21 protein-coding genes are annotated in these 20,637 nt (G+C 39.7%); 4 read left to right on the top strand and 17 right to left on the bottom strand.

The annotated features are described in order from the left end of the window. Window positions 1–526 precede the first annotated feature (526 nt). Entirely contained in the window at window positions 527–1,348 is an 822-nt protein-coding gene (locus BA1_RS06610; RefSeq protein WP_017367170.1) for an RES family NAD+ phosphorylase, read from the bottom strand. Between BA1_RS06610 and BA1_RS19415 the strand changes: the two genes are divergently transcribed. Further along, window positions 1,332–1,988, top strand: coding sequence for a chemotaxis protein CheA (locus tag BA1_RS19415; RefSeq protein ID WP_237739193.1), 657 nt, complete (start codon window positions 1,332–1,334; stop codon window positions 1,986–1,988). The two genes, BA1_RS06610 and BA1_RS19415, sit on opposite strands and share 17 nt — an antisense overlap. A gap of 1,164 nt (window positions 1,989–3,152) precedes the next feature. On the opposite strand, the gene BA1_RS06600 is transcribed toward BA1_RS19415, so the two are convergent. Further along, window positions 3,153–4,772 carry an ABC-F family ATP-binding cassette domain-containing protein gene (locus tag BA1_RS06600; protein ID WP_008356968.1) on the bottom strand — a complete coding sequence of 540 codons (1,620 nt, stop codon included), beginning with the start codon at window positions 4,770–4,772 and terminating at the stop codon, window positions 3,153–3,155. 144 nt (window positions 4,773–4,916) lie between these two features. Here BA1_RS06600 and BA1_RS06595 point away from each other — a divergent pair, with 144 nt between their 5' ends. Continuing rightward, a complete protein-coding gene (locus BA1_RS06595; protein ID WP_008345136.1) occupies window positions 4,917–5,192 on the top strand; it encodes a hypothetical protein in 276 nt (91 codons plus the stop codon). 63 nt (window positions 5,193–5,255) lie between these two features. On the opposite strand, the gene lepB is transcribed toward BA1_RS06595, so the two are convergent. The 8 genes from lepB to yknW all read right to left on the bottom strand — a co-directional run bounded on the left by lepB (window position 5,256) and on the right by yknW (window position 13,578). Then, window positions 5,256–5,828 (bottom strand): signal peptidase I, encoded by a 573-nt coding sequence (gene lepB, locus BA1_RS06590; protein ID WP_034738595.1) that lies wholly within the window; start codon window positions 5,826–5,828, stop codon window positions 5,256–5,258. Between the two features lie 210 nt (window positions 5,829–6,038). Continuing rightward, entirely contained in the window at window positions 6,039–7,928 is a 1,890-nt protein-coding gene (locus BA1_RS06585) for a PTS fructose transporter subunit IIABC (protein WP_008356966.1), read from the bottom strand. Between the two features lie 13 nt (window positions 7,929–7,941). Continuing rightward, window positions 7,942–8,853, bottom strand: a complete 912-nt coding sequence (gene pfkB / locus BA1_RS06580) for a 1-phosphofructokinase (protein WP_008356964.1) — start codon at window positions 8,851–8,853, stop codon at window positions 7,942–7,944. After that, window positions 8,850–9,605, bottom strand: a complete 756-nt coding sequence (locus BA1_RS06575) for a DeoR/GlpR family DNA-binding transcription regulator (RefSeq protein WP_008356961.1) — start codon at window positions 9,603–9,605, stop codon at window positions 8,850–8,852. The genes pfkB and BA1_RS06575 overlap by 4 nt, the downstream gene beginning before the upstream one ends. Window positions 9,606–9,954: 349 nt before the next feature. Further along, complete coding sequence (locus BA1_RS06570; RefSeq protein WP_008356958.1) at window positions 9,955–11,148, bottom strand: ABC transporter permease; 1,194 nt, start codon at window positions 11,146–11,148, stop codon at window positions 9,955–9,957. Further along, entirely contained in the window at window positions 11,135–11,836 is a 702-nt protein-coding gene (locus tag BA1_RS06565; protein ID WP_008356956.1) for an ABC transporter ATP-binding protein, read from the bottom strand. The genes BA1_RS06570 and BA1_RS06565 overlap by 14 nt, the downstream gene beginning before the upstream one ends. After that, window positions 11,833–12,942 (bottom strand): efflux RND transporter periplasmic adaptor subunit, encoded by a 1,110-nt coding sequence (locus tag BA1_RS06560; protein ID WP_008356954.1) that lies wholly within the window; start codon window positions 12,940–12,942, stop codon window positions 11,833–11,835. The genes BA1_RS06565 and BA1_RS06560 overlap by 4 nt, the downstream gene beginning before the upstream one ends. 9 nt (window positions 12,943–12,951) lie before the next feature. Then, window positions 12,952–13,578, bottom strand: coding sequence for a YknW family membrane protein (yknW, locus tag BA1_RS06555; protein WP_008356952.1), 627 nt, complete (start codon window positions 13,576–13,578; stop codon window positions 12,952–12,954). 519 nt (window positions 13,579–14,097) lie between these two features. Here yknW and BA1_RS06550 point away from each other — a divergent pair. Further along, a complete protein-coding gene (locus BA1_RS06550; protein ID WP_008356950.1) occupies window positions 14,098–14,475 on the top strand; it encodes a Rok-like winged helix domain-containing protein in 378 nt (125 codons plus the stop codon). 46 nt (window positions 14,476–14,521) lie between these two features. On the opposite strand, the gene moaD is transcribed toward BA1_RS06550, so the two are convergent. From moaD to BA1_RS06520, 6 genes are read right to left on the bottom strand one after another with little or no spacing between them, the layout of a single operon-like run. Continuing rightward, entirely contained in the window at window positions 14,522–14,755 is a 234-nt protein-coding gene (gene moaD, locus BA1_RS06545) for a molybdopterin converting factor subunit 1 (RefSeq protein WP_008356948.1), read from the bottom strand. Beyond that, a complete protein-coding gene (locus BA1_RS06540; RefSeq protein WP_008356946.1) occupies window positions 14,748–15,242 on the bottom strand; it encodes a molybdenum cofactor biosynthesis protein MoaE in 495 nt (164 codons plus the stop codon). The genes moaD and BA1_RS06540 overlap by 8 nt, the downstream gene beginning before the upstream one ends. Further along, window positions 15,239–15,763 carry a molybdopterin-guanine dinucleotide biosynthesis protein B gene (gene mobB / locus BA1_RS06535; RefSeq protein WP_008356945.1) on the bottom strand — a complete coding sequence of 175 codons (525 nt, stop codon included), beginning with the start codon at window positions 15,761–15,763 and terminating at the stop codon, window positions 15,239–15,241. Before mobB ends, BA1_RS06540 begins: the two co-directional genes overlap by 4 nt. After that, the gene (locus tag BA1_RS06530) at window positions 15,745–17,019 is read right to left on the bottom strand and encodes a molybdopterin molybdotransferase MoeA (protein ID WP_034738587.1); all 1,275 of its coding nucleotides are present in this window, start codon (window positions 17,017–17,019) and stop codon (window positions 15,745–15,747) included. The genes mobB and BA1_RS06530 overlap by 19 nt, the downstream gene beginning before the upstream one ends. Window positions 17,020–17,028: 9 nt before the next feature. Continuing rightward, entirely contained in the window at window positions 17,029–18,045 is a 1,017-nt protein-coding gene (locus tag BA1_RS06525; RefSeq protein WP_008356941.1) for a thiazole biosynthesis adenylyltransferase ThiF, read from the bottom strand. 29 nt (window positions 18,046–18,074) lie between these two features. Further along, window positions 18,075–18,656: a molybdenum cofactor guanylyltransferase gene (locus BA1_RS06520; RefSeq protein WP_008356939.1), complete on the bottom strand. Its 582-nt coding sequence runs from the start codon at window positions 18,654–18,656 to the stop codon at window positions 18,075–18,077. Window positions 18,657–18,738: 82 nt separating this feature from the next. Between BA1_RS06520 and BA1_RS06515 the strand changes: the two genes are divergently transcribed. Continuing rightward, the gene (locus tag BA1_RS06515; protein ID WP_008356937.1) at window positions 18,739–19,656 is read left to right on the top strand and encodes a hypothetical protein; all 918 of its coding nucleotides are present in this window, start codon (window positions 18,739–18,741) and stop codon (window positions 19,654–19,656) included. Window positions 19,657–19,718: 62 nt separating this feature from the next. Here the strand turns inward: BA1_RS06515 and rok are convergent, their stop codons facing one another. Next, window positions 19,719–20,300, bottom strand: coding sequence for a transcriptional regulator Rok (gene rok, locus BA1_RS06510; protein ID WP_008356936.1), 582 nt, complete (start codon window positions 20,298–20,300; stop codon window positions 19,719–19,721). Between the last annotated feature and the right edge of the window lie 337 nt (window positions 20,301–20,637).

Genomic DNA, 20,637 nt, shown 5'->3' with positions numbered 1-20,637 from the left:
TTGATATAGAGACGTTTTGAAGCCTTTAAACCCTGAGTTGTCACATTTCTTTAGCTTTGAACAAATTATCAAGTTCATCAGCCACGTGTTTCTGCATACTTGGAAGCACGTGGCTATATTTATCTAATGTAATTTGGATTAAGGGAGTGTCCATATAAAAAGAAAAGACAAAAATAGTAAACCATTATTCTTTTATTTTTGAAAAACTTACTGTTAAGGATACAGATGTAGAAGGATTTCGGAATATTCAAAGTGTGAGTGTCAAAGTCTATGAGGAATTTGGAAAGTTAATAGAATAGATGAAAGATAATTATAAAAAACATAATAAACAAATTATTGCTTATAGTCTTAATCCTTATGTAAAAGTGGACCCTACATCAGATAACACTGCAAAATTTCATAATATTTCAATTTGGATTAAATGAACAGTTCAAATTCATTTATTTAATGATGTTTATGTAAATTTATTAGGAGAATAAAAAAGCCATCCTTATTGGTGGCTTTTGCTCATAAATAAAACTCCACTTCATTTCATAGTGGCTAAACTATTTTGATTGTATGTTTTGTCAAATTCCATATCTACAGTATTAAACCATCTTTCTTGATAATCAAAGAAGACATAATTTAATGCAGCCGGATTAACTACACTCTCATAAATAATTCCATATACTCCATGATACTTTGCACATTGCGCTAAAAAGTTAGGAAGTAAGTACTCTTGACCGTTTTGAGTCGACTTTTCAAAACTGCAGTATTGCACTAAAGGAGATCCAGAGTCTGATAAATCTAATAACTTTACAGGTTCCGTTAATTTCCATTCAATTATGTCGTATCTTAAATTAGGATCATCTGATACAATCTCGTTTAGAGCCACTTCTTTTACATTACAAGTATATAATTCTCCGTGACCTCCAAAATTATATCTGCCTTGTCCAGATACTCCGTGTGGGGCTTTAAACATCTCTTTATCGGTAAAAGGTAGCTTTCTTATTTTGATATCTCGACTTCTTACACGGAATAAGTTTAAGTTCTCAACTATAATTAAGTTCATGTTAATTTCATCGAAAATTCTTCGTCCCACTGGATGCTCCAAACCGAGCATTGGGAATTCAACTAAATGTCTATAAAGATTAAAAACATCCTTAGTACTAAGGCTTGTTACAATATCTGTAACTGCCAATACTTTTGGTATGCCTCTCACAGGTATAGATTCGGTGTTTTCTTTATTTTCGAGAACAAACTCCAATTTTTCACTATCATCATCAAAACTTTGAAGTATTTGATAGTCATCTTTGGGTATTTTACTAAATATGTATTTGGCATCCGTTTCATTGTTTACTAAAGACATTTCATTAACCACCGAATCTGATAAAACCCAATTTGAACTAACTGATGAGAATGCACTTGTTGTTAATTTCAATGCATTCGTATTTAATCCTGACAGTGCACCTGTTGCTGACCTCAATGCACTCGTATTTAATCCTAATCTTGAACCTGTTGCTGATTTCAATGCATTCGTATTTAATCCTGACAGTGCACCTGTTGCTGACCTCAATGCACTCGTATTTAATCCTGATATTGAACCTGTTGCTGATTTCAAGGCATTCGTATTTAATCCTGCAAGTGCACCTGTTGCTGACCTCAATGCACTCCTATTTAATCCTGATATTGAACGTGTTGCTGATTTCAATTCATTCGTATTTAATCCTGACCTTGAACCTGTTGATGGTTTCAATGCACTCGTATTTAATCATGATATTGAACCTGTTGCTGGTTTCAATGCACTCGTATTAAACCCTGACAGTGCACCTGTTGCTGACCTCAATGCACTAGTATTTAATCCTGATATTGAACCTGTTGCTGGTTTCAATGCACTCGTATTAAACCCTGACAGTGCACCTGTTGCTGACTTCAATGCATTCGTATTTAATCCTGATATTGAACCTGTTTCTGATTTCAATGCATTCTTATTTAATCCTGATATTTAACCTGTTGCTGATTTCAAGGCATTCGTATTTAACCCTGACAGTGCACCTGTTGCTAATTTCAATGCATTCTTATTTAATCCTGATATTGAACGTGTTGCTGATTTCAATTCATTCTTATTTAATCCTTATATTGAACCTGTTGCTGATTTCAATTCATTCTTATTTAATCCTTATATTGAGGCTTTTGCTTGTTACAATGCATTCGTATTTAATCCTGATATTGAACCTGTTACTAATTTATAGTTATTCACTGGAATTTCATTCCGTGAATTATCTACCTTTAAATCTTCTTTTTCATTCTCTTCTTCCACGATGAACACCTCTCTTCTACCAATATGTCTAATAAAAATAATATCAGAATTTTAGAGGGAGTTTGAAACACTCTTTAACCTCCAATTTTACAGGAGCTCTTCAGTAGCATGTTGTGTAATGTGTATTCCCCTGTTTTTAGCTGCAATAGGATATATAAACTGTGGTAATATGATTCACTTCCAACAAAAAAGAGTAGCTCCCATAGCCGTCCTAAATAGCTCTTATTTAAATACTTTCATACTGGTAACAGCTTATTATGTTGTGTATCGCTTAATCATTCTTCATATACAAATGCCTACAAGCAATTTACAAAACAACTAATATTCAACTAGTGTAAAAGCTTTTACAGTCAACACTTACCTCTACATATTTTAGCTACATTGGCACTCAAAGTAACTAGTCATTGATTTCTAGCGTTGTGTAATAGCTTACTTCTTCTTTTAACAAAAGTATCTCCCCCTTTCCTTATCCACAATCTTCAAAGGAAGGAGAAGCGTTTTAATTTAAGATCAGCAAGCAAGCTTCAGAGTACCCACTTCATTCACAAAACAAACTCCCTTGATAATTTAAAGAAAGGCTGATTCTAAGGGAAACTTTATTAACTGTTAAGGTTAATTATACTATACTTTTCTGGTCACGCATTGATAATCACATTTGGTTACAAAAAAGCTCTTTTCTAGATCGTATCCATTTTATTACTCTTTTTTAAAGCATAAAACCTCTATATATCAACGTTTTCAACCTACTTTGACAATATTACTGCGGGGGATAAAGTTGAACCTGTAATCTGTAATGGAAATTGGGCTTTTTAAAGAAAAAAGACATCCTCATGTGGATGTCTTTTCTTTATGTTTATGCATAAAGCTCTTGAAGTCTTTTTTGAATGTCTTGATCTGCCAAGAATTCATCATATGTTGTTTGTTTATCAACGATGCCATTTGGCGTCACTTCGATAATACGGTTTGCAACTGTTTCAACAAACTGATGGTCATGAGATGAGAAGAGCATAGCCCCTTTAAAGCTCATGAGACCGTTATTCAGCGCCGTGATGGACTCTAGGTCTAAATGGTTCGTCGGCTCGTCTAACAGCAGAATATTCGCTCCAGAGAGCATCATTTTCGATAACATACAGCGAACCTTTTCTCCTCCTGATAAGACGCTTGCTTTTTTCTTCACTTCTTCCCCAGAGAACAGCATACGGCCTAAGAAGCCGCGCAAGAAGCTTTCACTTTGATCATTAGGAGAATATTGACGAAGCCAATCCACAAGATCTAAATCGCTTCCTTCAAAATATTCACTGTTGTCTTTCGGGAAAAAGGCTTGAGACGTAGTAACACCCCATTTAAATGTCCCGCTGTCTGGTTCCATTTCACCAGCAAGGATTTTAAATAACGTCGAGACAGCCAGCTCATGACGGCTTAAGAACGCAATTTTATCCTCACGATTCATGATAAAGCTGACGTTATCCAGTACCTTTACACCGTCAATCGTTTTTGACAGGCCTTCTACTTGAAGGACATCATTCCCGATTTCACGCTCTGGCGCAAAATGAACATATGGATATTTACGTGAAGACGGCTTAATGTCATCTAACGAGATCTTATCAAGCAATTTCTTTCTTGACGTCGCTTGCTTCGATTTAGAAGCGTTCGCACTGAACCGAGCAACGAATTCTTGAAGCTGCTTAATTTGTTCTTCTTTTTTCTTATTTGCATCCTGGCTTAGTTTTAGTGCCAATTGGCTGGACTCATACCAAAAATCATAGTTACCGACATACACTTGGATTTTTCCGAAGTCAAGATCCGCAATATGAGTACATACTTTGTTTAAGAAGTGACGATCATGCGATACGACAATCACAGTATTTTCAAAGTTAATGAGGAACTCTTCCAGCCACTGAATCGCTTGTAAGTCCAAGTGGTTCGTTGGCTCATCAAGAAGAAGAACGTCAGGTTTACCGAATAAGGCTTGAGCTAGTAATACTTTAACCTTTTCAGAACCGCCAAGCTCAGACATTTTCTTCGATTGTAGGCTCTCTGGAATGCCAAGACCTTTTAATAGGATCGCGGCTTCACTTTCTGCTTCCCATCCATTTAACTCAGCGAATTCACCTTCAAGCTCTGCTGCACGAATTCCATCTTCATCTGAGAAATCTGGCTTCATATAGATCGCATCTTTTTCCTGCATCACATCATATAGACGTTTATGACCCATCATGACGACCTTTAACACTTCAAACTCTTCGTATTCAAAGTGATTCTGTTTTAAAATCGCTAAACGTTCCCCAGGACTCATATGAACATCGCCCGTTTGAGCCTCAATTTCTCCAGAAAGAATCTTTAGGAACGTTGATTTACCAGCTCCGTTGGCACCAATTAGTCCGTAGCAGTTGCCAGGCGTGAACTTAATATTTACTTCTTCAAATAATTTACGATCAGCAAATCGCAAACTAACATTATTCACTGCAATCATTTATTAATCCTCCATCACTCATTCATCATTATGAAGTATAACATGAATAACGATTGATAGAAACGTCTCTCTCTAAGAACAAAGGCTTTTTGTCCAATATGGTATAATAAGTGAGAATGATTTGATTGAAGGAGTTCGAGCGATTTGAGATTACTCACACTCATGGAATATTGTTTATTGATTTTCTTTATGGGCATTTATTTATCGGCAACAGGCTTTAACGCGAGGGATTTTGGTCTTTATATTGGGCTTGTCCTCATTTACACACTGGTCCACATCTTTTCAAAACGCTTTTTACAAAAGCGTGGAAAAGACAATGTGAAAATCGGATTATTCCGTTCTGTGTTGGCGATTACAGGATCTGTATTCGCTTCTGTTTTAGCCATTGTCATCATTGTCACGATGCTCACACCAAATTAAAAACGACCCTTCATGAAGGGTCGTCCTTTAAAACACCTTTCTCACGTCTTGAGAAGGGTGTATTTATTGTGTTTTTCGAATGTCGCCAAATGGGAAGAAAACAAATTCCGATGTCCCGACAATACGATCCTTTTCAATGAGTCCGAGTCCATTTCGACTATCCATAGAATTAAGTCTGTTGTCCCCCATCACAAAGTAATCGTTTTTCGGTACTTTGACTGGACCAAAATCCCCTGTTAAATGCACTTCATACTCTTTAGCGTGCGCCTTGTTCTCTTTTAAATAAGGCTCATCTACTTTTTTACCATTAATGTAAAGCGTATCATCCTTCATTTCGATTGTGTCACCTGGAAGACCAATCAATCGTTTGACATAATGAATTTTCTGACCGTCTTTTCCATTAATAATCACAATGTCCCCGCGTTTGACTCCACCGAGATAGTTGATGGTTTTGTTAACAAATAATTTTTCCCCATCATGAAGGGTTGGTTCCATTGATTCTCCTTCCACCACATACGGCTCAAAAATAAACGTACGGATGACGAGGACGAGTGCAAGTGCAATCAAAATGGCTTTGATCCATTCAAACAGTGAACTTTTCTTCTTTGGTTTGGCTTGCTTCGCATCAGATTGAATGTCATTTTCGTTTTGTTTGTTTTCTTCGTTCAAAATACTGCTTCCTCCTAAGACTTTCTGCTAAAAGACTTGAAACGTGAATTGAATAACTTTACTTTATCACATGTCCATTAAAAATTCACAAGACAACCATCTAATTAGATATTTTTTCCTAATTTGCTGAAGTTTAAACAAAAAGAAGCACCGCTATTCACGATGCTTCTCTTCTCTTTACGCCTCTTGTTTGACTGGTTTTTTCAAAATACCAAGTAAAAGCGCTGTTACAATCGCACCGATTAAGATGCTGATGATATAAAGAATTGGATGATTTGTCACCCAGAAAACGAATAGTCCGCCGTGCGGTGCAGGAAGCGTGACTCTAAAGAATTCTGTTAATCCGCCAGCAACTGCTGCGCCAATCACAGCTGAAGGAATCACGCGCAGAGGATCGGCTGCTGCAAACGGGATGGCCCCTTCAGTGATGAAAGCAGCTCCCATGAAGTAGCATGTAATACCTGCTTCGCGGTCACGTTTTGAGAATTTGCTTCTAAAGATCGTTGTCGCAAGAGCAATACCTAGCGGCGGCACCATTCCGCCTGCCATAATAGCAGCGTGCGGTGCATAGTTGCCAGCAGCAATCATGGCAAGACCAAATGTATAGGCCGCTTTGTTAATTGGGCCACCCATATCAATCGCCATCATACCAGCTAAAATAATGCCCATTAATACAAGGTTTCCAGTACCTAATGTTTCAAGCCAATGTGTTAATCCGTCCATCACCATTTTAACAGGTGTGTTGACAATGTAATGCATGATAATGCCTGTAAAGAAAATACCAAACAATGGATAGAGCAGAACTGGTTTAATGCCATCGAGCGACTGCGGTACGAATGTGAAGACCTTCTTCAGGAGCACCACGATGTAACCAGCAAGGAAACCAGCAATCAGTCCGCCTAAGAATCCTGCACCTGCGGCAGAGGCCATGAATCCGCCAACCATACCTGGTGCAAAACCTGGACGATCTGCAATACTCATTGCGATAAATCCAGCTAATACAGCAACGATTAAGGCAAGTGCATTATCTCCACCAATCCCTTTTAATACAGCGGCGAATGAATTGAAAGAAGGGTCATTAGGATCTGCTGACTTAATTCCCCAGAAGAATGAAATCGCAACGAGGATACCGCCCCCAACAACAAACGGAAGCATGTTGCTGACACCGCTCATTAAGTGCTTATAAAATCCACTTCTTCCTTTGACCGATGATTCATTTTCGTCTTTTGAAGAACTGCCGCCTGAGCCTTTATAAATCGGCGCATCTTGATTAATGGCTTTTTCGATCAATTCTTGCGGACGGCGAATTCCAGCTGTCACCGGTACTTCAATGACATGTTTGCCTTTAAAGCGTTCCATTTCAACTTGCTTATCAGCTGCCACAATGATGGCTGGTGCTTCTTCAATTTCTTTTGCTGTAAGGGCATGTTTAATTCCACTAGAGCCGTTTGTCTCAACTTTAATGTCAACGCCCATTTCTTTTGCTTTTTCTTTCAACGCATCTGCTGCCATAAATGTATGCGCAATACCTGTTGGGCAAGCTGTCACTGCTAAAATTTTAGCAGGTTTTCCTGATGCAGCCGGCTCCTCTTTGACTTCCTCTTCTTCTTCATCCTTGTCATGCGTATTGATGATATCAATGATGTCATCTTCAGTAGCCGCTTCAAGCAGCTGCTTTCGGATTTCTTCGCGCATAAGAAGTGTCGATAAACGAGAAAGTGCTTCTAAATGTGTATTGTTTGCGCCTTCAGTTGCTGCGATCATAAAGACAAGATGACTTGGCTGTCCGTCTAATGATTCATAATCTACACCAGCTGTTGAACGGCCAAATGCAATGGCAGGCTCTTTCACACTTGCTGTTTTAGCGTGAGGAATGGCAATTCCTTCACCAATTCCTGTAGAGCTCTGTTTTTCACGATTGACAACGGCTTCTTTGTAGCCTTCTTTATCATGCAATTTACCAGCTGTATCTAATACATTGACCAGCTCTTCAATAACGGCTTCTTTTTGCTGACTGTCTAATTGAAGCTTAATTGTTTGCTTCGTGAGTAGTTCTGTAATTTTCATGATGACTCCTCCTTTAAATGCGTGTGACTTTTACTTGTGGCAATAGTGTATCGACAAGCTCTTTTGTACCAAGCTCCTCAGAAAAAGCGGTAGCGCTTCCTGATGTGACGCCAAGCTTAAATGATTCTTCAATTGAAAGACCTTTAGCAACGCCGGCTAAGAATCCTGCAACGACTGAATCCCCTGCACCAACTGAGTTGATCAGCGTGCCTTTTGGAACATTGGACTGAAAAATCCCTTCCTGACTGAATAAGAGAGCGCCATCTCCTGCCATGGATACAATGACATGTTCAGCACCTTGTTCTAACAGCTTTTTCCCATAAGGAATGGCTTCTTCTGCAGATGAAATACTCGTTTCAAACATGTCACCTAACTCATGATGGTTTGGTTTCATTAAGAACGGTTTCATATCTGCTGCTTTTTTTAAGGCTTCCCCAGAAATATCAAGTACAACTCTTACTCCTTGCTGCGCACATACACCAGCAATACGCTCATATGTTTTATGAGGCAGTGAGGAAGGAATGCTGCCTGCTAATACAACAACGTCGCCTTCAGCCAATGAAGTAAATTGGGAGAGAAACGACTCAAATTGTGCTTCAGTAATATTTGGACCGAGCCCGTTGATTTCTGTTTCTTCACCTGTTTTTAGTTTCACATTAATGCGTGTATCTTCTGACACCTCGTGAAAGGCTGTTTGTAATTGTTCGTTTTGTAAAAAGTCTTGAATATATTTGCCTGTGAATCCGCCAATAAATCCGAGTGCTTTTGATTCAACACCGTGACGTTTTAGAAGCCTTGAGACATTGATTCCTTTACCACCTGGATATTTTTTGTCATAGGTTGAACGATTTAAACCGCCGACAGCGAAATCCTCCACGTGTACGATGTAATCAACTGATGGGTTTAAAGTAACTGTATAAATCATGTTTTCACTACCTTTATAACCGTTTTTTCATGGTAATTATCGAATGAATCCTCTTTTGCGTCGTTTGTGATAATGGTGGCTTCCTGTAAACTAGCAAAGGCTGAAAACGATATTTCGCCAAACTTTGAGGCATCTGATAAGATATAGGTTTTTTTCGCCTGCTTCATGGCTCTTTTTTTAATGAGCGCTTCTTCTGGATCAGGTGTTGTAAACCCCGCCTCGGGATGAATGCCGTTCGTCCCAACAAAGCTTTTGTCAAAACGGTAATTTTCCATAGCTGTCAAAGCTGCGGCTCCCACCATGGCCCCTGTTCGATGTTTCACTGATCCGCCTATCAGGTAAAAAGGAATACCTTTTCTCATGAGTGCTTCAATGTGCATGACACCGTTTGTCACCACAACAATATCTTGATCTGGATCAATACATTCAATCATTTGCTGTGTTGTCGTACCAGCATCTAAGTATATACAATCGCCTTGTTTCAAAAGAGACGCTGCTGCCTCTGCAATCAATGACTTTTCATGAAGGTTTTTGGCAGCTTTCTCAAATACATCTGGTTCAAGACGGATACTAGATATTTTAGCTGCTCCTCCATGAACTCTTTTGAGAAAGCCTTTTTCTTCGAGGGCTGATAAATCTCTTCTAATTGTAGATTCAGACGCATCCGTCATAATCGTTAAGTCCTGTATTTTGATGACATCGTTTTCTTCTAAATAGTCGATAATGAGTTGATGTCTTTCTGGTGTTAACATTGAAAACACCCCCTTTTGAAAACGTATTCATTTTGCGCGCACCTTTATTGTAATCGCTTTTTTCAACATTATCAATACAAAACAATCAAATACATTCAATAACTATCAAAATCTTTCACAATGGTCATCTTACCTTTATATGTACCATTTGTAAACTGAAAAATATGTGACATTGAGATGAAAGTCATGATATTAGCATTTCTATCATTTTTCATTTCATTCAATAGATCTAAAAAAAGCCTTTATGCGATTTGCATAAAGGCTTCAGGCGGCGGATGTAAGGCGAAATATCTCGCTATTTATATCCAACTTATCTTCTTGGCGGCGTCTTTGAAAGACGCGTTCAGCATCATTCATACCTGAGGGATTCAATAGGATCAAGTCTTGCTGCTTTATTGGCAGGAATCAGCCCAAACATAATGCCAATGAGCATACTAAACAGGACACCGCCACATACCACTTCCCACGAGACAAGAGACGGCCAGCCTGCAAAAAATGACACAAGCGATGCACCGCCTAAGCCGAGGGCAATCCCGATCACACCGCCGATCAGCGTTAAAACGACAGACTCGATTAAAAACTGGACGAGTATTTGAGGCCGGGTTGCCCCAAGAGCCTTCCGAATTCCAATTTCTCTTGTCCTCTCTGTCACAGATACAAGCATAATATTCATGACACCTATGCCGCCGACAAGTAATGAGATACCAGCAATAGAGCCAATAATCGTTGTCATCACAGTTGTAATTTGGCCGATGCCTGCTGCAATTTCTTCCATATTGATCATTTCGTAAGCATCTTCTGTATGGTGATTTTCATTTAATCGTGCAGCGGCATTCTTTCCTACTTCTTTCATTTGATCAGCGTGTGCGACTTGAATAGACAACTTGTCGTATTCATTTAAACCAAATACAGTTGTAAGCAAAGCAAATGGGACATAGATTTCATTCATATCAAATGAAAACATCCCTTTCTGCTTTGCTATTACGCCGATCACTTCAACTGGCTGTCCGTTCATCCAAATCATTTCGCCAATGGCATTCTGTCCGTTAAATAGTTCTTTTTTTACACCTTCTGAAATGACGGCTGCCCTTCTGCCGCTTCGAAAATCAATATCACGTAAGTCCTGTCCTTCTGCTATCTCCAGTGAATGTACATTCGTATAACCTTCATTAATACCGGTAACTGTCGCATCAACCGTCGTATCCTGAAATCTCAATTGCATTCCTTGTGCAGTTGAGGAGGCCACCTGTTTTACCCCGCTCATTGTCTTGATACTTTGTATGTCTTCTTCAGTAAATGAGGCTTCGAATAAAGCATTTGGATTTGCATTTAATTCTTCATCAGAAGGCGTATATGTCATATCAATGGTATTATTTGGACCTGAAATCGATTCTTTCAACATTTGCTCACCGCCTTGACCGATGGCAACGACGGCAATGACCGATCCAACACCAATAATGATCCCAAGCATCGTTAAAACAGAACGTAATTTATGTGCTAGGACAGAATTCAGCGCTATTTTGATATTTTCAAAGAGTTTCATTCATAGCGTCCCCTTGTGTCAATCTATCGTGAGCGAGGCGGCCATCTCTCACAACGACCGTCCGGTTTGTATACGCAGCGATTTCTTCTTCATGAGTGACAAGCACAACCGTTGTCCCATCCTCATTCAGCTGTGTAAACTGTTCCATAATCGAGAAGCTTGTTTTTGAGTCAAGAGCGCCTGTTGGTTCATCAGCTAAAATGAGCTGAGGCTCATTGACAATCGCCCGTGCAATGGCCACTCTTTGCTTTTGACCTCCTGATAACTCGCTTGGCATATGTTTCATTCGATCAGCCAAGCCAACCTTTTCAAGTGCCATTTCCGCACGTTCTTTTCTTTCCTTTTGACTGATTCCAGCGTAGATCATCGGAAGTTCTACATTACGCCTCGCATTTAATCTAGGCAGCAAGTGAAATTGCTGAAAAACAAATCCAATGGATTGATTTCGAATCACTGCAAGCTCTTGATCCTTTGCTACTGACAGCTCTCTGCCTTGAAAATGGTACTGCCCTGAGGTTGGGCGGTCCAAACATCCGATGATATTCATTAGCGTCGACTTCCCAGAGCCCGACGGCCCCATGATCGACATATACTCTCCCTTTCCAATGACAAGGTCAATCTTACTCAATACATCAAATGACTCTTGTGCCACCTCATAGCTTTTCGTCACGTTTGAAAGCTGAATCATTCAGCATTCACTTCCATTCCGTCATACATGTCATCTGATGGTTCTGCAATGATTTGATCCTCTTTCGTTAAACCTTTTGTCACTTCAAGATCATGTCCTGACGTTTCCCCTAATGCCACTTTTACTTTCTTTAGTACATTCTTTTCAACGACATAAACGTATGACCTATCTTTCTCTTTTTTCACAGCTGTTTCAGGAATCATTAGGGCTTGGCGCTTGTCTGTTTCAATTTCCATGATCATTTTAAAGCCTGGTTTTGCATCAGGTTTTTTTCCCTTTATTTCAATTTCGACCGGATATTGCACAGTTTGATCGCCCGCCGTTGTTTCGGATGTTGCCTGGGCAGGAACAGCCCCTACTTTTTTCACGACTCCTTGCCAGCTCTTTCCGCGAATGACATCAGACGTTACCTTTACTGTTTGTTTCTTTTTGACTTTAATAGCGTCATACTCAGAGATTAAACCTCGCACGATCATTTTTTTCTCATTACCAATATGAATTATCGGCTGTCTCTCTTCCAGCTTCCCTGCTCCAGCCTCTTGTTCTACAGATATCACTGTTCCTTCAATCTTGCTATGTATCGTTAAGTCTTCTATTTGTGTCTTTACTTTTTCTTGGTTCAGCTCAGCTTGTTTTTGCTCTAATTCAGCGGCTTTCAATTCCAACTCAAGCTGCTCTCGCTCGTTTTTCGAATTGGAGCCCGCCTCGCCTCCTTGCTGTTCATTTAATTCGTTGAGTCTATTTTGCAATTGTTTGAGTTTGAGTGAGCTTGATTCAGCCGCTAGAGCCTGCTGCTGTTCTTCAAGCTCGAGTTCCTTATTTTCATATGTAAGAAGAGGAGTCCCTGCCTTTACCTTTTCTCCTTCTTTCACAGTAATCTCTTTCAGTTTTCCTTTTTCCTCTTCGCCATAAATGAACTGCTCCTCAGAGAATGACAGTGTCCCAGGTGTCATCACAGTCGAGATGATTTCTTTTGGCGTGAGTTTAACTGTTTTAAATGTTGCTGCCGAAGAAGCAGGCTTCGACTGATTCTTTGCAATGTTAAATCCAATAAATAAACCAATCACAATAATGAAAATGGATCCAACGATGATTTTCTTTCTCATAAATACACTCTACCCCCAGCTTACAGACATGTTGATTGCCGTTCCGACATATTGAAAGATTAAAGATAGTGCATAAAAAACGCCCACAATGATCCAAGATATTTTTGGCGAAATACGGCCGACTTTGATAAATAAAAAGCCTGTTAAAACGAGATTCCAAATGACAAACAGATCAATATTGGCTAACACGGCATGCCATGGACCTGATAGGTGAATGAGTGCGTTTAATGACGTGACAGTTATGTCCTTTGGAACATGGAAAAAGATGACTGCCAAATGAGAAATCATCGTTCCTATGATCGTAATAGGTGTGATGTACAGCACACCTGAAAACATCTGCCGAAACGACGCATCTCCTTTTGCTAAAAAAACGATAAACTTATAGATTGCAGCGTTGATGACAATCCCCAGAATAAGACCAATAAGTGTCGTCACATACACAATAGGTAGCGGCAGGCTTAAATCCGCCCACAATCCAGCATTTACGAGTTCAGATAAATAAGTGACAATGACTGTCAATACAAGTACGCAGCATAATGGCCACCACACGACTGGATTTTCCCACACTCTTTTTAAATGCTCTGCTGGCCTTGTGCTCACGCCTATGATCGTAGGCTTGTTTAATGTTTCTTTCATCTGATGACATCCTCTCCATATGAAGTAAGTATGTAAACATTCATTTATTCCCTTGCTAATTCTATTTTAGCAAAAGATTGCCAATAAGTGATAGATCAATTGATTTTCTTTATTTCCATTGAGATAGGATGGTATCTATTATTCTATTTTCATGAACGACATCCTCCAAAGGACACCTTGATCAGACCTTATTCATATCAAAAAATCATGCTTTTACTTACCTAAAAACCTTTTATCAAGTAAATAACATGCCTTTCGGAATAAATATCCTTTTCCTTTGCATTGGGATGGTCCCAGGTAGACACAGCAATTTTTTGTTAAAATACTCCTAGTAATCCCGATGAGTCCCGGCTTTATAGGGCTATGTTTAGCGCCTTTTATAGAACGAGTGAGTCTTTAGTATCAATACTTTCATATTAAAAAAATAAAAATAAAAGGATATTACTTGATCGAATGTTATTTTTTCATATAATGTAAAATAGAGGTAGGTTAAATGATAGTGGAAATGGAGTCAAGTGAATGTTAAGAGAAAAATTGAAAATGCAATTGATTTTACTGTATGAAAAGGAACAAGAAGCATGGCAATACTTTCGAAAGGAGAGAGAAAAGATTTATCACGAACTCAAATTGCTAGATATGAAAGAGAGCAGACCTTCTAACGACAAAATATACTACGCGGCAAGATGTGTAGATATTATTAAAGAGAAAAAGGGAAGCATCGTAAGCACAAAAGAATTAAAAGAACAGCTTCAAGCCCGAACAGATTTTAATGTGAGACGAATCAGTGAATTGTATGATCTGATTCAGCAGCTCGATCCTCACATTTCAAAAGCACGACGGGGATGTTTTATTTACGAAGATCATACCCAAGTAACTCTTCAAGCTTTTCACACATAAAAAATTGGTTACAGCCGCTGGCCATAACCAAATCCTCTAATATCTATTATCCACCACTTACAGGAGGAATGAGTGCAACAGTGTCCCCGCTACGCACCTCAGCATTTTCCCTCGTATATATTTCGTTGACTGCAACCATCACGTTCTGTGCAGTATCAACACCATATACCTCCTGTAATTCTATTTTAATCTCATCAACCGTTGTTTGATCTTTTTGAATGATGATTTGTTGTTTACCGGCCTTCTCAGCAAGGCCGGCGAACAATAATACGCTAATCATGCCGATTACCTTCTTTCTCGTTAAGTTGAAGATCACTAGGTTTTCCTTCAGGATAAGAAACGGTTTCAAGCTGATCACCTATCCAGGCCTCTCCATCTTCCCAGTATTCTTTTTTCCAAATTGGAACGATTTCCTTGATTCGTTCAATAGCGTATTCATTGGCTTCGTACGCAGCTTTTCTATGAGGAGATGACACAGCTATTGCGACTGCAATGTCAGATATGTCAAGTGTTCCAATTCGATGAACAATGGCCGCTTCAGTATCAGGCCAGCGCTTCTTGATTTCTTGTCCAATTTGCCTCAACATGCTTTCGGCCATTGGTATGTATGCTTCATAGGTTAAACGCAGCGTTTTTTTACCATTTGTCCACTCGCGTACCGTCCCGATAAACGTCGTAATTGCGCCCGCTTTTCGTCTTGTCACATGCTGAATCAATTCATTCACATCAATCGGCTTTTTTGTTATGTTAAAAAGCTCATCATTCATGCGAGTCTGCCTCCCTTCAATAAGTGAAAAGCAAATGTCATCCCGCACTGGTCAAATGCTGAAAACACAGGAAACGGGTAATTCTCGGTTAATTGTATCTCTTGATCAACATAAATGGCTGCTTGTATATGAGAAAGTGTTGAAAGGTCGATGAGCTCCTGTTCGTTCTTTACACAAACGATTTTACGGTAAGGCGCTTGTTTGTATCCTTCTATCAGGACAGCATCTAACGGGAGATGTTTACACATGTTGAGCAGCTGCTCTAACGTCATGTGCTTCATTGAAAAGTGAAATTCACCTTCTCCCTCCACACCTGCGGCAAACGCTCCCGCTCGAACATATCGATCCGTATCTTTTTCTTTGAACTGACGGTCTGGTTTCCCGCCATGTCCGTGATGTTTGAAACAGCCCAGCTTCAATCCCTCTTGATCAGCCAGCTGACATATCTTTTCGATCAGCGTGGTTTTGCCGCTGTTTTGATAGCCGACCACTTGTAATATGTTTAATTTGGTGTCCAGCATGGGGCACCGCCTTCGTGCTGAAACAGCAAAACTTTGACCTGATCACCCGCCCTAAAACCTCTTGTTCCTCCAGGCAGAACGATGAAACAGTCAGCATCCGCAATAGAGGTCACCGCGCTTGATTTATCAAGACCTGTTGGCGTTACACTCAACTGACTGCCAGTGAATTGATGTGCTGCCCTGACAAATCGGGTGAAGGGATTGGCTTTTGGGAAATCATGTGTCAGCGTTGCCTCAGCAAAAACAGGATATGGATTCACTTTCAAGCACCATTGATTGATCATAGGTTTCACAAATAGTTCAAAGCCAACAAAACAAGCAGCAGGATTTCCTGACAGCCCATACAGCAATTGACCATTTGGCAGCGCAGCAACAGTTGTCACACTTCCTGGTCTCATGGCCACTTTATTAAACAACACCTTTGCCCCTAGCTTTTCATAAATAGCAGGTAAAAAGTCAAAATCACCTACTGATACACCGCCTGTTGTGATCAGCATGTCTACTTTGCTTAAGGCTGATTTTACTGCTTGATAGCTTAGCTCGAAATCATCGGATACACCGCCTAAATCAAGCGGCTCTCCTCCAGCTTCAAGCACCTGAGCGTAGACCATACTAAGATTACTGTTTCGAATTTTTCCATCCACCATTGTATCACTTACTTGCAGAAGCTCTGTGCCTGTTGAGATGATGCCAATCACTGGTTTTTTGACGACTGGCACAACCGCATACCCGAACGTCGCCAAAATGGCCGTGACGCCTGGGGTTACTTTTGTCCCTTTTTCAACCATCACTTTCCCTTTGAGCGTCTCTTCTCCTTGACGAGAAATATTGTCCCCCTTTTGCAGAGGTCTTTTAAGTGACATAAATGATTTCCCATCTTTTTCAAAGGTCTTCGTCAGTTCAATCATGATGACGACATTCGCTCCATTTGGAATCTTTGCTCCTGTCATGATGCGAATAGCTTGAAAAGGACCGATCGTTTTTTCCGAAACAATCCCTGCCCCAATATGATCAATCACCTCAAATTCAACAGGGTGCTCTTTTGATGCTTCTTTCGTATCTTCTGCCCGAAGTGCAAAGCCATCATACGGAGAACGGTCAAAAGCAGGAACATCATGGTCTGCTAAAATATCCTCTGCAATCATTCTTCCAAGGCTGTCCTTTAAAGGAACCCATTCAACTTGTCCATGCTTTTGAAATTGGCAGACTTTCTGTATGGCCTCTTCTACTGGAATTGGCTGTCGTCTTTCCATCACATCTCACTCCTATATGCCTAGCAGTCTTGCTAGTAATGAATTCGCTGCTTTTTCATCATTTGTCCCATGAATTAATACACGTCCTCCTTTAAAAAAGACAAGACGATACGTTTCATAGCGTATATGGATTAAAAAATCGTTCACTTCCACCTCACAAATAGGTGACAGACGCTCTTTCACATGCTGAAACGAAAGATTCTCTAAATCCTTTGATATGATTTGGACTGTGTCACGCCCGCACAGAACCGCCGTTTTTTTACGCTGTTCATCCAAATATGGATAGGTTCTGTTTGTACCGCAAGATGGACAATCCTCCTGCTTCGTTCGAGATAAATCCATTTTAAACGAAGATAATTGCCATAAATCAAATGTGACAAACTTCTTCTCCATTTGCTCTTCATGCCCTGTTAAATATTTCAGCGCCTCCGTTTGCTGATAAGCCGAAACCATTTGAACAGCGGGGGAAATAATTCCTGCAGTATCACACGTTAATCCCCCGGCAGGCATTGCTGTAAATACACATGATAAGCAAGGGGTTCTATCCGGCAGAATGGTCATATACATCCCTTGACTGCTCACGCAGGCACCGTAAATCCAAGGGGTATTCGTTTCTAATGATAAATCATTCATCACCATTCTTGTCTCAAAATTATCTGTCGCATCAATAACGATATCTGCTCTCTGAAATAACGGCCTTAACAGTTCCACCCCTGCATCCTCAATAAGGGCGTGTATGATCACTTCATGATTGATTTCTTGCAGACGTTTTTTGGCCGCAGCCGCTTTAGGCACATGCGCCTTTGCATCATGTTCTGTGTACAGCTGCTGCCGCTGTAAATTTGAGAATTCTACATAATCACGGTCTACAATCGTCAAAGTGCCAATTCCAGACCGGACAAGTCCTTCAGCAGAAGCAGTTCCAAGTGCACCGGCGCCAACGATCAGGACATGACTTTCACAAAGCGCCTGCTGGCCTTTTTCCCCTACCGGAGGGAACAAAATTTGTCTTGAATATCGCTCGTTCAATATTGTTCTCTCCTCATCGTTTTTATGTATCATATCATACCGTTTTCAGTTAAATCGCTTCTTTTATTGATATTATGAAATTCATTTGCTTCCGCTTTCAGTTCGTCCTCGGTAACAACGTAGACGCTAAGTTTTTTAAGCAAATCTTTGATGGCTAATTGATTCTCTTTGATACATGTCTGAATAAACGGCAGACAGCGGCGGTGATAAAGCGCAAATAAAGGCTGTAACCTTCCCTGTACAAGCGGGACAACGGCATCTACATGCTCATTGCAATAGGACGATAATGCCTCCGCTGTCTCTTTTCGTATAAAAGGCATATCACATGCCGTCACCAAATACCACTCCGCTTCTTGTTTTTGCATAGCGGTATATATTCCTGCAAGCGGCCCATTTCCACGGACCTGTTCATCATCTAACCAGACAGCTTGTTCACCTCTTTCTTTGAAAAAAGGCAGAAGATTTGGATGACTGATGACGATGATTTGCTCATTTAAAAGCTGCTTTTTAACATGCTCATACAGTGGTTTCCCCTGATACAAATAACTTGCCTTTGGCTCTCCAAAACGTCTGGAAGCTCCTCCAGCTAGTATCACATTCACTACGCTCATCATCTCACCCCTTTGATATGGTTGTTCTAATCGCACTCATTTTGCATACTTTATTGGTAACATGAATAAGGAGGGTCTACCTATGAACCGGCGCCATGCTTCTCCCCTTTTCCATGATCTATCTCAAGAGAATTTATATTTAAAAGCTGAAACTGCCAAATATCAACAAATGATTTCTGATTTACAGTCCACGTATACGTATTCTAAAAATAAAAAGTTAACTCAAGAATATCATGAGATGAAAAAGGATTTCACTCAATTAAAACAACAATTGGATGAAATGACCATTGATCAAAACGATGCAGCCTCTAAAATACAAGATCTCTCCTGTAGCAAATCCGAATTATTACATAAAATTGTCCTTCTCCATGAAATGCTGCAAAAGGAAACCTACCATCGAAGAAAGGAAACAGAAGAAAAGCACCGATTGCATTTGAAGGTTGTAAAATATAAGGAAATGTCTCAGCAATTAAACAACCGGTTACTAGATCAAGATAAACGTCTTGCAAAAGAGGAGAAAAAAGGAAATACTTTATCGGCTGTGATTGAAAAGCTGCAGCAAACTCTTGGCGATAAAAAAGCAGAGCTCCATTTATTACAAGAAGGCGTCAGACATCTTCAGCAGCGTTTTTATGAAACACAAGAAAAAGTGCTGCACATCGAAAAAGCAAAAGAAGCGATTTTTTATGAAACGCTCACAAGCTATCAAAAACAGCTAGCAGAAAGCGAAGAATGGATCGCCTCCCACTTTGCTGATATTGACCAGTCTGCTCAAACAAATCCGCAGCCATTTTCACAAGATCACACGCTGCAAACAACGGAAGAAATCGAACCTATTTTGAAGAAACTAAACGAACAAGTAGAATCGCTCCAGGCACAAGTGGATGCAGTGCAGCGTAATGGCGAGGTCATGACAGTGAAGATTGACAGATTTAAAAAGCAGCGTGACAACATGCCTAAGGAGCGAAAGTATGTCTATACAGTTGATCAAAAAAAGTGATCCGTTCTTGATATAAGAAAGAAAAAACTGCTGGCGTTTACGCTCAGCAGTTTCTTTTTTATTTATTCGTCTTCTGTTTGAATGTCGCCTTCTAAAATATACTGTCCGCGATAAGGCTTCTTCACTTCAGGGTACATTTTAATTAAGCTTTGCATAAACGTTGTCATATTTGGAATTTCAAGACCGCTCTCTTTTTCAATCTCTTTTTGAAGCTCTGAGCTTTTAATCGCCGCATTATGTCGCTTTAACGTTTTGATCGCAGCTTCACGAAGCTTAGCTGCCTTTGAACCAGGTCGAGCTGTGCCTCTTCTTCGTCTTGTAGATCCTTCAGGAATACCTACAGGTGCACCATTTAGCTGACCTGTTCCTAAAGATGATGTAACAGTTGATTGCGATTGCGAAGGCTGCTGGTAGCTTCTCATTTCTTGTGCAGCAAGCTCAGCTAATACAGGTAATGAATCCGGTTTTCTCTCTGTACGCACTTCTTTTTTTGTATCTGTTACTAGACCTGTCCCTTGACGGTCTAATTCTCTTAATTTTGCATAAATCGCATCTCGTTCAATTTGATATTCACGGATGACCTTTACTTCTGCTTCGTTTAATTGTTCCAATCGTAAACGTAACGCTTCCCTCTCATTAAACAATGGACTTCCCCCTCATCATATAAAAAATATTCTATAGTAAATATTAGATTAGAAAACTAATTTTATCAACTATTTTTTTATCGTTTTACAGTTTGCTATCAGATAGGTATTTTCAACTAAAATTTTGCCAAAGAAGAAAAATCGGCACCCATTTCATTGCCACTGTAGGCTTTTGACAAACACTAAAAAATTGTAAAAAATTTGAATAAACACTTAAACTACTTGATTTATATAGTTATTTATCAAACTGAAATTTCTTTTGTGCAAAAACGTTCTGAATCGTAAAAAGTTAAAATTTTTACATCTTCATTTCAAAACAAAAATGTAAATAGGTCAA

This window comes from Bacillus xiamenensis (assembly GCF_000300535.1).
GTDB classification, from domain to species: domain Bacteria; phylum Bacillota; class Bacilli; order Bacillales; family Bacillaceae; genus Bacillus; species Bacillus xiamenensis.
This window is presented reverse-complemented; position numbering and strand designations above follow the sequence as displayed.

Bases quoted from the DNA above. Each gene is read 5' to 3' on its own strand.
- BA1_RS06610 (WP_017367170.1), bottom strand. From the start codon at position 1,348: ATGTCTTTAGTAAACAATGAAACGGATGCCAAATACATATTTAGTAAA.
- BA1_RS06600 (WP_008356968.1), bottom strand. From the start codon at position 4,772: ATGATTGCAGTGAATAATGTTAGTTTGCGATTTGCTGATCGTAAATTA.
- BA1_RS06585 (WP_008356966.1), bottom strand. From the start codon at position 7,928: ATGAAAATTACAGAACTACTCACGAAGCAAACAATTAAGCTTCAATTA.
- pfkB (WP_008356964.1), bottom strand. From the start codon at position 8,853: ATGATTTATACAGTTACTTTAAACCCATCAGTTGATTACATCGTACAC.
- BA1_RS06575 (WP_008356961.1), bottom strand. From the start codon at position 9,605: ATGTTAACACCAGAAAGACATCAACTCATTATCGACTATTTAGAAGAA.
- BA1_RS06570 (WP_008356958.1), bottom strand. From the start codon at position 11,148: ATGAAACTCTTTGAAAATATCAAAATAGCGCTGAATTCTGTCCTAGCA.
- BA1_RS06565 (WP_008356956.1), bottom strand. From the start codon at position 11,836: ATGATTCAGCTTTCAAACGTGACGAAAAGCTATGAGGTGGCACAAGAG.
- BA1_RS06560 (WP_008356954.1), bottom strand. From the start codon at position 12,942: ATGAGAAAGAAAATCATCGTTGGATCCATTTTCATTATTGTGATTGGT.
- yknW (WP_008356952.1), bottom strand. From the start codon at position 13,578: ATGAAAGAAACATTAAACAAGCCTACGATCATAGGCGTGAGCACAAGG.
- BA1_RS06550 (WP_008356950.1), top strand. From the start codon at position 14,098: ATGTTAAGAGAAAAATTGAAAATGCAATTGATTTTACTGTATGAAAAG.
- moaD (WP_008356948.1), bottom strand. From the start codon at position 14,755: ATGATTAGCGTATTATTGTTCGCCGGCCTTGCTGAGAAGGCCGGTAAA.
- BA1_RS06540 (WP_008356946.1), bottom strand. From the start codon at position 15,242: ATGAATGATGAGCTTTTTAACATAACAAAAAAGCCGATTGATGTGAAT.
- mobB (WP_008356945.1), bottom strand. From the start codon at position 15,763: ATGCTGGACACCAAATTAAACATATTACAAGTGGTCGGCTATCAAAAC.
- BA1_RS06520 (WP_008356939.1), bottom strand. From the start codon at position 18,656: ATGAGCGTAGTGAATGTGATACTAGCTGGAGGAGCTTCCAGACGTTTT.
- BA1_RS06515 (WP_008356937.1), top strand. From the start codon at position 18,739: ATGAACCGGCGCCATGCTTCTCCCCTTTTCCATGATCTATCTCAAGAG.